This is a genomic window from Sphingorhabdus sp., assembly GCF_040079335.1.
In the GTDB taxonomy this organism is placed as follows: domain Bacteria; phylum Pseudomonadota; class Alphaproteobacteria; order Sphingomonadales; family Sphingomonadaceae; genus Sphingorhabdus_B.
In genome coordinates, this window is the sequence record NZ_JBEBKL010000064.1 from 1 (window position 1) to 11,191 (window position 11,191).

Below are 11,191 nucleotides of genomic sequence, written 5' to 3' on the forward strand. Positions count from 1 at the left end.
GGGGGCTGTCAGCTTAGCGCTACACCTCGAAGCCCCACCCCGCTGCGACTAGCCATCAAAGATGCCAAGTCTCACTGCCCCTCCCCTGAAGAAGAGGGGCTTCAGCACAGCCTTTCAGGAGAGCCTACCATGCCCCGCAATTACGACATCGCCGAACTTCGCCGCCTCGATGTGGCCCACCATTTGCCCGCCCAAGCCGACTGGCAGGAAATCGAAAATCTGGGCGGAAGCCGCATCATCACCCATGCCGATGGCTGCTACATCAACGATGGCGACGGTAACCGTATCCTCGATGGCATGGCTGGGCTTTGGTGCGTCAATGTCGGCTATGGTCGCGAGGAGCTTGTCGAGGTTGCGGCGGAGCAGATGCGCGAGCTGCCTTATTACAACACCTTTTTTAAAACCGCGACACCGCCCGCTGTGCTGCTCGCCGAGAAGATTTCCAGCCTGACGCAGAACCGTCTGCCGCATGTCTTCTTCAACAGCTCGGGCAGCGAGGCCAATGACACCATTTTCCGCCTTGTCCGCCAATATTGGAAACTGAAGGGTGAACCCAAGCGCAAGACCTTCATCAGCCGCTGGAATGCCTATCATGGCTCGACAGTCGCAGGCGTCTCTTTGGGCGGGATGAAGGCGATGCACCCGATCGGTGATTTGCCAATCCCCGGTGTAGAGCATGTCCGCCAGCCATATTGGTATAATGAAGGCCGTGACATGACGCCGGAGGCATTCGGTACCGCATGCGCCGAGGCCATCGAATCCAAAATCCTCGAAGTCGGCCCCGAAAATGTCGCCGCTTTCATCGGCGAGCCTGTGCAAGGTGCTGGCGGCGTCATCATTCCGCCTGCCAATTACTGGCCGCAGGTCGAGGCGATTTGCCGCAAATATGGCATATTGATGATCTGCGACGAGGTGATCGCGGGCTTTGGCCGAACCGGCAATATGTGGGGCCATGAAACGATGGGCGTGAAGCCCGACATCATCGCGATGGCAAAGGGCCTTTCATCGGGCTATTTGCCGATTTCTGCAGTCGCGGTTTCGGAGGAAATCGTGAAAGTCATGAAAACCGGCGGCGATTTCGTCCATGGCTATACCTATTCGGGGCATCCAGTTGCGGCAGCGGTCGCGCTGCGCAATATCGAGATCATGGAGCGCGAAGGGCTGGTCGAAAAGGTCCGCAGCGAAACCGGGCCCTATCTGGCCAAGGCGCTGGCCACACTGAGCGACCATCCTCTGGTGGGTGAGGCCCGCTCGATCGGCCTGCTCGGCGCCATCGAAATCGTTGCTGACAAGGCGACGGGCACTCGCTTTGGCGGCGCAGAAGGCACGGCAGGCCCGATGGTGCGCGACATCTGTATCAAGAACGGCCTGATGGTGCGCGGCATTCGCGACAGCATCGTGATGTGCCCGCCACTAATCATCACTACCAGCCAGATCGACGACCTTGTCGGCATCATCCGCAAGTCGCTCGACGAGGCCGAACCGAAATTGCGCGCACTCTAAAATCCTTTCATCGTCACCCCCGCGAGGCCGAAGGCGACCAAAGGTCAACGCGGGGGCCCAGCCCCTGCCGTCGAAATTTTGAGGGCGGGAGTTGGATTGACCTAGCGGTCACTTCGTTCCCCGCCTTCGCGGGAATGACGAAACTAGGGTTGACCCGGACTCGTTGCTGATTCATTTAGGTGGGCATGACCGACACCCCCGAAGACACCCCGCCCGACAATGAAACCATGCGCGAAGTGAAGCGTGCCAAAGCGCGCAAGGAAGCCGCAGAGGACAAAGGCGGGATCGGATGGAAAACCGCCGCCGGGATCGGCATCGGTTCGGCAGCACTGGCCGCTGCGCTGATCTATGCCAATAAAGCGCGCAAGAAGGATAGCGATTAGTCGAAGCGCGCTGGACATTTCCGGCGCATCGCCTACCGCACCAGATAATGACTGACATGGTTCGATCTGCAGTGCTTAGCGCTGTTTCCACCGCCGCATTGCTGGCTATCCCCACTCTTCCCGCTTCCGCGGCGACGCCGGCGCCTGCCAAGCCGATCCTTACCTGCAAGGTGAAGACACCGGAAGGTCTATCCTATACGGTGATCAAGGCAGGTAAAGGCGAGAAGCCGGGGCCTGATTCTAGGGTCGAAGTCAATTATTCAGGCAGGCTTGCAGCCGACGGCAGCGAGTTTGACTCGGGCGAAGGCGCCAAGTTCAAAGTAGGGGGCGTCATCCCCGGCTTTGCCCAGGGACTCAAACTGATGCAGCCCGGTGGCAAATACCGCCTCTGCATCCCCTCCGCGCTGGGTTACGGCCTGGAAGGCGGCGACCCCATCCCGCCCAATGCCGATCTGGTATTCGAGGTTGAACTGCTTTCCTTCACCACACCGCCGCCCAAGCCTGTCATCGCACCGGCCGACAGGGCGTGCGCGCAAAGCACAGCTTCCGGCCTTGGCTATTCGATGGTGACATCAGGGACGGGACGGATCCCTTCTGATGCTGATATGGCGCTGGTCGATTTCACCCTGTTCGATGCCGATAGCGGCGTGGTTCAGGAAAAGCGCGAGTGGGAAAAAATCCCGCTCGCCATGGCTACACCGCTGTTCGCCGAAGGGCTGAAAATGATGCCAGCCGGATCAACCTATCGTTTCTGCATGCCCAAGCCCGACGGCACGATGGGTGCCCCGCAATCGGGCACCAACATCATTGTGACGTTGATCGATGTGCGTGTGACGCCGGCGACAGAGGATTGATAATTCTCCTCCCCATCGACTTGCGATGGGGAGGTGGCAGTTGCGCAGCAACTGACGGAGGGGACTTTCGACATTCGTTGTGCGGGCTATCACCCGGGACCCCTCCACCACCTTCGGCGGTCCCCCTCCCCATCGCAAGACGATGGGGAGAACTGGCACTAACTCAGCAAAACGACCGGGCTGTCGGCGCGCCAGTGCATGCTGACGCGATCATCCCAGGTGAAATCTTCCTGATCATGGCGTGAAATGTTGGGACGACGAACGCGGATCATTCCGCCGTCATCCAGCAATATTTCGAATATCGTGCAGTCGCCTAAATAGCTCATGCCTTTGATGACACCGCGGGCGAGATTGTGCCCCTCGGGTGCGTCTTTGGCGGCGGCTTTTATGGCGTCGCCCTTGCCCGGAACGTGAAGATAGATTTTTTCGGGGCGCAGCGCGACAAACACATCGGCTCCATGCGGACCGGTAACGCCATGGTTCAGATAAACCTTGCCCAACCCCGCGCAATCGACCGCCGCTTTATCCGGCTCATCGAGCGTCAGCTTGCCGTCGAATATATTCACCGATCCCACAAAATCAGCGACAAATTTGTTGGCCGGGAATTCGTAAAGGTCAGAAGGCGTCGCAAGCTGTGACACTTCGCCCTTGTTGATCACGGCCACACGACTGGCCATCGACAGCGCCTCGTCCTGATCGTGGGTGACGGTGACGAAGGTAATGCCCACCTGATCCTGCAAATCGGAAAGCTCGAACTGCATCTGCGCACGCAACTTGGCATCTAGTGCCGAAAGCGGCTCATCGAGCAGCAGCACCTTGGGCCGCATCACCAGACTGCGTGCCAATGCCACGCGCTGGCGTTGGCCGCCCGACATCTGGTCAGGCATCCGTTCCTCAAACCCGCCGAGCTTGACCAGTTCGAGTGCTTCACGCACCCGCTCTTCGCGCTCTCCGCGCCCGACGCCCCGGATCTTGAGGCCATAAGCGACATTGTCTGCCACCGACATATGCGGAAATACGGCATAGCTCTGGAACACCATATTCACCGGCCGCTTGTTCGGCGGCACATCGCTGACATCAACCCCGTCGATAATGATCTGGCCTTCGGTTGGCATCTCGAAACCGGCAATCATGCGCAACAACGTCGTCTTGCCGCAGCCTGAGGGGCCGAGCAGCACGAAGAATTCGCCAGCCATGATGTCGAGATTGACATTATCGACCGCTGTCACTTTGCCGAAGCGTTTGGAGACATTGCGGATCTGGATGATGGGTTGCGGGTCAGTCATATCAATGGGTATCCGCTATGGCTTTCACGCCTTGCAGCTTGAGCGCAACGGCGGTGAGTATGATGGTAAGGAGAATGAGGATGGTCGATGCGGCGTTGACTTCGGGGGTCACCGAGAAGCGAACCATCGAATAGACCTTTACGGGGAAGGTTATCGTATCCGGGCCGCTGGTGAAGAAGGTGATGACGAAATCGTCGAGACTGAGCGTGAACGCCAACAGCGCGCCTGCGATCAGGCCGGGTTTCATATGCGGCAGCAAAATGTCTCGAAATGTCTGCCATTCGGATGCACCCAAATCCTTGGCCGCCTCTTCTTCTTCCTTGTTGAAACTTTCGAGCCGCGAACGCACGACCATCGCCACGAACGGGAAGCAGAAAGTGATATGCGCGATCGTAATCGCCGACAGGTTAAGCGGCCAAGGCAGTTCGGTTGGCCATTCAATCTTTGCGAAGAAAATCAGGAAAGCGACGCCGAGGCAGATTTCGGGGACGATGATCGGCAGCGACATCGTCCCTTCCACCGCACCCTTGAACGGAAATTTGAAGCGCCAGAGCATCACAGCGGCTAGCGCGCCAAGAACTATGCTGAAGGCCGTGGCAAGCGCGGCAATGGTCAGCGAATTGACCATCGCCTCGACCAGCGAGTCATTGTTCAGCGCTTTCTCATAATATTTGAGCGTGAAACCCTTCCACACGACATTGCGCTTGCTGTCGTTGAAGCTGAAAATCATCAGAACCAGCAACGGTGCGTAGAGAAAGAACATTGTCGCTGCGACCCAGCCGCGCATCCACAATTTGCGGGTATATTCGAGCGGGGCGACCGGAGTGCGGTTGAACAAAGCCATCAGCGCGCCTCCCCCTTGTCGCGCCGCATCGATTGCAGAGCAATCAGGATGAACATCGCGTAGATCAACAGGAAGGAGAGCGCCGCGCCAAACGGCCAGTCATTGGCACGCTTGAACTGGCGTTCGATCACATTGGCGATCATCTGGCTTTCGGTGCCGCCCATCAGGTCTGGCGTCAAATAGGCGCCGAGCGCCGGGATCAAAGTGATCATCACACCTGCCAAAATCCCCGGGCCTGCCAGCGGCACAACAATCTTCATCAGCGTGCGCAGATGCCCTGCCCCCAGATCAAGGCTGGCCTCGATCAACGATTTGTCGAGCCGGTCGAGCGCCGAGTAAAGCGGCAGAACCATGAAGGGCAGATGGACATAGACCAGCCCCAAAACCACCGCGAAATTATTGTAGAGCAGCTGCACCGGCGTCCACGCCTCCAACGGCTGCATGCCGACGAGGGTGCGCAACCAACTCGCCCCGTCCCACATCGCGTTCAGCCCTTTATTGGCATAGCCGTTGGTCCCCATCAGCGTCATCAACGCGTAGGTGCGGATCAGCAAATTGGTCCAGAAAGGCAGCATGATACCAAGCAGCAGCCAGGGACGCCACTTTGGAGCTGCAAAGGTTATCGCCATCGCCACCGGAAAGCCGATAATCAGGCAGATCAGCGTGACGAGCGCCGCCACCGCCAGCGATTTCAGGAAGATCGACAGATAGAGCCATTCGATGGCCCGTTTGTAATTGTCGAGCGTCCCCGAAATCGCAATGTCGGCAGGCCCCGCATTTTCGCCAAAGCTGTACAGCCAGACGATCGCCATTGGCACGAGGAAGAAAAGCAGCAGCCAGAACAGCGGCGCGCCCGCAATCGCTGCGAACGGCCGCTTGTGCTTTTTCCAGTCTTGCAGTGCCCCCGCCACGGATCAGGCGGCCCGCACGCGGGTGAAGGCCTCCTCATACATCGGCTGCAGCTTTGGATTGTAAGCAGCATATTCGCATTTGGCGAGCAGGTCGGCTGCAGGGAAGATGACCGGATTATTTTTGTAATCATCGGGCATCAACGCCTTGGCCGCCGCATTGGGGGTCGGATAGAGGATCGTCTCGGTGATCTTCTTGCCCGCCTCTGCATCGAGCAGATAGTTGATGAAGGCATGCGCATTTTTCGGACGCGGCGCACCTTTGGGTATGCAGAGGTTATCCGAATTGAGCTGGCTGCCTTCCTTGGGTATGACGAAGCCGATATCTTCATCCTCGACCATCGCCTGTGCGATATCGCCATTATATTCGAGCACAACGTCGACTTCGCCCTTGAGCAGCAGGTCTTGACCATTGTCTTCGTGGAAGGCCTTGATGTTCGGCTTCTGCTTGATCATCATCGCTTCGATGGTCTTGATGTCCGCTTCAGTGAGCGCATTGACCGATTTGCCCAGATATTTGCCATAGAGGCGGAACATGTCGCCGGCTTCCGATAGCACAGCGATGCGGCCCTTATATTCGTCGCTGTCGAACAGCACTTTCCAGCTATCGGGCGTGCCCTTCACCTTCGACTTGCGATAGCCGATGCCGAGCGAGAGCCATGTATAGGGCATAGAATATTTGCGTTTCGGATCATAAGGAACATCCTTGAATTCAGGCGCAATATTCTTTTCGAAGTTGGGAATTTGCGCAAAATCGAGCGGCATCAGCAGATCGGCTTGCGCCATGCGTTCGACAAAGTCGTTCGACGGTACGATCACGTCATAGCCCTGATTGCCCGCCTTCAGCTTGGCGAACAATTCGTCATTGCTTGCAAACAGCGTCATATTGACGTCAACGCCGCTGGCGCCCTTGAAGTCTTCGAGCGTTGTTTCGCCGATATAGGTGTCCCAGTTGTAGAAGTTGAGCTTGCCCTCTTCGCCATTGGCGAGCTTCTTTGCTTCCTTCTCCCCACAACCGGCAAGAGCTCCGGTAAAGGTCAAGCCGACAGCGGCGACCCCCATGCCCTTGAGCAGCGAACGACGGTTCTGTGCGTTGTCGAGAAGTATCTTGAAATCCATGGCTTTGCTCCACCTTTTTGTGCGTTCCCTCGATTCCCGAGACTGACGCAAAAGCGGTGATTTTCAAAGCGATTTTTTCCCTCCCCCATCGGGAGAAGGTTGCACAGATTTGGCAACTTGTTGCTTAGTTGCAGCTGGGTGAGGGGTTGTGCGTTATCGTCGGGACGGAGCCCCTCACCAACTTCGCCTAGCTGCTAAGCAGCAAGGCTTCGTATCCTCTCCCGATGGGAGAGGGGTTATTCACGCGTTGCGCAAATACCAATCATAATCCAACCGTGGGACTTCGCTGAAATAGCGGTCCTGCTCGACGCGTTTGACGATCGAATACATGTCGACAAAACGCGCACCCAGATAGTCGCGCATGAAGCCGGAGGTATGGAAGCGGTCAACCGCGGAGAACCAGTTGCTAGGCGGCTTGTCATCGCCGGAATTGTCGCGATCATAGCCATTGCCGACAACAGCAGGACCGGGATCGGTCTGGGTCGCCATGCCGTGGTGCATACCCGCGAGAACCGCAGCAACCGCGAGATAAGGATTGGCATCGGCCCCGCAGGCGCGGTGTTCGACATGGCGGGTCTTGGGCGCGCCTGCCGGAACACGGAACGAAACGGTGCGATTGTTGACGCCCCATGTCGGCGCGACCGGTGCATAGCTGTTCGCCTTGAACCGGCGATAGCTGTTGGCATTGGGCGCGAACAGCGCGAAGCTATCCCCGACATTGGCGATCATCCCGCCAATGGCATGGCGCAGCGCGTCGGTGCCTTCTGGGTCCTCGCTGGCGAAGATATTGTTGCCTTCCGCGTCGTTCACCGAGACATGGATGTGCATGCCGCTGCCCGCCTGATCGGCAAAGGGCTTGGCCATGAAGGTGGCTTCGAGGCCATGGCGCTGCGCGGCGGCCTTCACCACCCGCTTGTACATGATGGCATCGTCGCAGGCGCGCAGCACATCGGGCTTGTAGCACAAGGTGAGTTCGAACTGCCCCGGTGCAAATTCCGAAATCGCGCTTTCGAGCGGCAAGCCTTGCAGGTCGCAAAAGGCGTAGAGATCATCTAGGAAAGGCCGGAAATCCTCCAACTCACGCAGGCCATAAACCTCGACATTGCGCGGGCGATCCTTGCTATAGGCTGGTGCTGCCGGACGCACCATGCCGTCGCGGCTGCGCCTTGGATCGACAAGGTAGAATTCCAGCTCGACCGCCACCGCGGGCACTAAACCCTGCTCCGCATAACGATCCACCACGCGCCCCAGCACATGGCGCGGGTCTAGGTCATGCGGCGTGCCATCAAGTTCGTAGAAATCGACCAGAAATTGCGCGGCATTCTCGCCTGCCCAAGGCGTTTTCACGAGCGTGCCCGGCACCGGCTTCATCGAACGGTCGGCATCGCCATCTTCCCAGACAAGCCCGGTTTCGACGGTATCCTGCCCGGTGATATCGACGACCGTGATCGAGCCCGGGAACATCCGGCCGGTTTCGTAAACCGCAATCACCTCATGCTGGCGCAGCCGCTTTCCGCGCGGAACCCCGCCAAAATCGGTGTAGATCATCTCGACCGAGTCCACATGCGGATTGGCCGTAAAAAACGCTTCGGCTTCGCTCTTTGGCGCAACGACCGCCGAGGACTTGGGATGGCTGCTCAAAATACTTACTCCAGAAATTCGGTAACCGCGTCGTTCAGCACATGGACCAACCGGTCAACCTGTCCGTCCTGCGTTGCCGGAGACAGCAACATCATATTGTGGAACGGCGCAAGCAAAATGCCGCGATTGGCGAGGTAGAGGTGGACCGCTGCCTCCAATTTGGGCTGCATCGCTGCGCGCGCCTCGCTGCCATTGGTGGATGGCCTTTCGGCGCAAACAAATTCAACCCGCGCGCCGACATTTGCTACGTGCCAGGGCAGATTGTGCGCGGCAATGACGCCCTCGATGCCCTTTACCAACCGTTGTGCGAGCGCCAGCATGTGGCGATAGGCCTCAAGCGTGATTACCTTCCCGACCATCGCGTGCATTGCGGTGATCGCCAGCGCATTGGCCGATAGGGTGGTGCCGATACCGCTATGTCCTGAAGGGCGCGTCGCGTTCAACTTCGCCATCCGTTCCGCGATCTCCTCGCTGAAACCATAAACCGCCGTCGGAACACCTCCCCCGATCGATTTGCCGATCACCATAATGTCGGGCTTCGGTCCATAAGCATTGCTGTGACCGCCATAGCCTGAGGAGATGGTGTGCGTTTCATCGAAAACGAGGATCGTTCCAGTCTCGCTGCATAGGCGGCGGAGGCTTTCCAGATAGCCCGGCGCGTCACGCACCATGCCGACATTGGTCATCACCGGTTCAGCCAGCACACAGGCGATGTCGCCGCGTTTCAACTCGCGTTCCAGCGCCACTACGTCGTTGAATTCAATCACGCTCGTCGTCGGCAAAATATCATGCACTTGCCCGATCAGGCTCGCCCGCATTCTGGGTTCCCAGCCCGAGGGATGCGCGCGCAGATCGACAAAAACATCATCGACGGCACCATGATAGCAGCCGTTGAAAATCAGGATTTTCTTTCGACCCGTTATGCCCCGGCACCAGCGGATGACGGCGCGGTTGGCTTCGCTCGCGGTTGTCGTCACCTGCCAGCGCGGCAGGCCAAACATCGCTGCGAGCATCGCACCTAGCTCGACGCCCTTTTCGGTGGGCAGCATGTAACTGAGCCCCTCACCCGCCTGCTTTGCCAATGCTTCAGCCAAGGGCGCGGGCGAATGGCCGAACATGCTCGCGGTATCGCCGAGGCAGAAATCATCAAGCGTGCGGCCATCGACCGTCATCAGCATCGCCCCCTTGGCCCCGGCTGCCACCAGCGGCACCGGGCTCGGCCAATCGAGCATCCAGTGAAACGGCACGCCTTGAAACCAGTTGGCCGAACCCTGTTGCGCCAGCGCCAAAGACTTAGGGTTCGCGGCACGAAATGCCGCCGCCTCGCGTTCTGCTATCCGATCAATGGCAGCGTCTGAAATCATAACCGGTCCCTTAGCGCGTACCAGAGCAATCCCAAAGTCGCGAGCGGGCGGGCGAACAAACGACCACCCGGGAATGGCCGGTTGGGAAGATGGGCAAAGACATCGAAGCGCTCCATCGTTCCCGTAACAGCCTCTGCCAAGAGTTCACCCGCCAGCGTAGTCACCAGCGCGCCGTGCCCCGAAAAACCATGTGCGAAAAACACATTTCCCTTGCGCCCCAAATGCGGCAGCCGGTTCATCGTCACCGCCACTGCTCCGCCCCAGGCATAGTCGATGGGCGTATCGGCAAGCGAGGGAAACACCTCGACCATATGCTTGCGGACGAAAGCTGCAATGTCTGTTGGCGGGGTCTGCACATATTTCTCCCCACCGCCGAAAATCAGGCGCTTGTCGGCAGACAGACGGAAATAGTTGAGCACAAAACGGCTGTCGGCAATGGCAGCATCACTTGGCAATAACTCATCCGCGTTCGCCAAGGGAGCGGTCGCAATATTGTAGTTCATAATCGGCACGGTGTAGCCGCCCAGCTCGCGGTCGAGATCACCCATCCAGTTGTCGGCTGCGAGGAGAATGGACTGTGCCTTGGCTTTGCCCTGTTCTGCGAAAACTCGGTCGCCGTCGATCCGCTGAACTGGAGAATATTCGAAAATCTCCACACCTGCTTTCAGCGCAGCCTGTGCCAGCCCCACCGCATAGTTCAATGGATGGAAATGCCCACCTCGGGAATCATAAATCCCGCCATGATAGCCGCCTCCGTTGATGTGTCGTCCCATCCCTTGCGGTTGAACGATCTCAGAATTCCAGCCAAACTCCCTGGCCAGAAAATCCGCCTCGCGCTGCATGTCCGCAAAATGCTCTGGCTTGTAGGCGGCCTCCAGATGGCCGGGCTTCAAATCACAATCGATGCCATGCTGCGATATCCGGTCGTTGACGCGTCTTACCGCCCCATAGGCCAGATCAAAGATAGCTTGTGCCCGTTCGCGACCAAATTCTGCATCAATCTCGCGCATTGACCAGCGCAGCCCTGGAATCAACTGCCCGCCATTACGCCCTGACGCTCCAAAGCTGATTGACTGCGCCTCGAACAGCGCGACCTTCAGCCCTTTTTCGGCGCAAGCCAAAGCGGTCGAAAGGCCTGTGAAACCGCCGCCAATGACAGCAACGTCATAATCGCGCTCGCCAACAAAGCTGGGCTGCGTATCCCACGCATTGGCGGTCGCTCGATAATAGCTGTTGTTGAGGGGGTCGGTCACCTTATCTCCCCATCGACTTGCGATGGGGAGGGGGAC

Annotated in this window: 10 protein-coding genes; 3 read left to right on the forward strand and 7 right to left on the reverse strand. The window is 58.3% G+C overall.

Annotated features, from left to right (window positions below):
• Nucleotides 1–129: 129 nt before the first annotated feature.
• The 3 genes from ABL922_RS13270 to ABL922_RS13280 all read left to right on the forward strand — a co-directional run bounded on the left by ABL922_RS13270 (nt 130) and on the right by ABL922_RS13280 (nt 2,740).
• Nucleotides 130–1,503: an aspartate aminotransferase family protein gene (locus ABL922_RS13270; RefSeq protein WP_349024691.1), complete on the forward strand. Its 1,374-nt coding sequence runs from the start codon at nt 130–132 to the stop codon at nt 1,501–1,503.
• A gap of 185 nt (nt 1,504–1,688) precedes the next feature.
• Nucleotides 1,689–1,886, forward strand: a complete 198-nt coding sequence (locus ABL922_RS13275; protein ID WP_115548881.1) for a hypothetical protein — start codon at nt 1,689–1,691, stop codon at nt 1,884–1,886.
• A 47-nt stretch (nt 1,887–1,933) separates the two neighbouring features.
• Nucleotides 1,934–2,740 (forward strand): FKBP-type peptidyl-prolyl cis-trans isomerase, encoded by an 807-nt coding sequence (locus ABL922_RS13280; protein ID WP_349024692.1) that lies wholly within the window; start codon nt 1,934–1,936, stop codon nt 2,738–2,740.
• A 158-nt stretch (nt 2,741–2,898) separates the two neighbouring features.
• On the opposite strand, the gene ABL922_RS13285 is transcribed toward ABL922_RS13280, so the two are convergent.
• The 7 genes from ABL922_RS13285 to ABL922_RS13315 form a co-directional block, all read right to left on the reverse strand.
• Nucleotides 2,899–4,026: an ABC transporter ATP-binding protein gene (locus tag ABL922_RS13285; RefSeq protein WP_349024693.1), complete on the reverse strand. Its 1,128-nt coding sequence runs from the start codon at nt 4,024–4,026 to the stop codon at nt 2,899–2,901.
• Between the two features lies 1 nt (nt 4,027).
• Nucleotides 4,028–4,870 (reverse strand): ABC transporter permease, encoded by an 843-nt coding sequence (locus ABL922_RS13290; RefSeq protein ID WP_349024694.1) that lies wholly within the window; start codon nt 4,868–4,870, stop codon nt 4,028–4,030.
• On the reverse strand, nt 4,870–5,781 hold the full coding sequence (locus ABL922_RS13295) for an ABC transporter permease (protein WP_349024695.1): 912 nt from the start codon (nt 5,779–5,781) through the stop codon (nt 4,870–4,872). Before ABL922_RS13295 ends, ABL922_RS13290 begins: the two co-directional genes overlap by 1 nt.
• Nucleotides 5,782–5,784: 3 nt before the next feature.
• Nucleotides 5,785–6,897: a spermidine/putrescine ABC transporter substrate-binding protein gene (locus tag ABL922_RS13300; protein WP_349024696.1), complete on the reverse strand. Its 1,113-nt coding sequence runs from the start codon at nt 6,895–6,897 to the stop codon at nt 5,785–5,787.
• A gap of 240 nt (nt 6,898–7,137) precedes the next feature.
• Nucleotides 7,138–8,538 carry a glutamine synthetase family protein gene (locus ABL922_RS13305; protein ID WP_349024697.1) on the reverse strand — a complete coding sequence of 467 codons (1,401 nt, stop codon included), beginning with the start codon at nt 8,536–8,538 and terminating at the stop codon, nt 7,138–7,140.
• Nucleotides 8,539–8,543: 5 nt separating this feature from the next.
• Nucleotides 8,544–9,902 carry an aspartate aminotransferase family protein gene (locus ABL922_RS13310; RefSeq protein WP_349024698.1) on the reverse strand — a complete coding sequence of 453 codons (1,359 nt, stop codon included), beginning with the start codon at nt 9,900–9,902 and terminating at the stop codon, nt 8,544–8,546.
• Nucleotides 9,899–11,191, reverse strand: a 1,293-nt coding sequence (locus ABL922_RS13315; RefSeq protein WP_349024699.1) for an FAD-binding oxidoreductase, incomplete at its 5' end; no start/stop codon positions are given. The genes ABL922_RS13310 and ABL922_RS13315, both read right to left, overlap by 4 nt.

Bases quoted from the DNA above. Each gene is read 5' to 3' on its own strand.
- ABL922_RS13270 (WP_349024691.1), top strand. From the start codon at position 130: ATGCCCCGCAATTACGACATCGCCGAACTTCGCCGCCTCGATGTGGCC.
- ABL922_RS13275 (WP_115548881.1), top strand. From the start codon at position 1,689: ATGACCGACACCCCCGAAGACACCCCGCCCGACAATGAAACCATGCGC.
- ABL922_RS13280 (WP_349024692.1), top strand. From the start codon at position 1,934: ATGACTGACATGGTTCGATCTGCAGTGCTTAGCGCTGTTTCCACCGCC.
- ABL922_RS13285 (WP_349024693.1), bottom strand. From the start codon at position 4,026: ATGACTGACCCGCAACCCATCATCCAGATCCGCAATGTCTCCAAACGC.
- ABL922_RS13290 (WP_349024694.1), bottom strand. From the start codon at position 4,870: ATGGCTTTGTTCAACCGCACTCCGGTCGCCCCGCTCGAATATACCCGC.
- ABL922_RS13300 (WP_349024696.1), bottom strand. From the start codon at position 6,897: ATGGATTTCAAGATACTTCTCGACAACGCACAGAACCGTCGTTCGCTG.
- ABL922_RS13310 (WP_349024698.1), bottom strand. From the start codon at position 9,902: ATGATTTCAGACGCTGCCATTGATCGGATAGCAGAACGCGAGGCGGCG.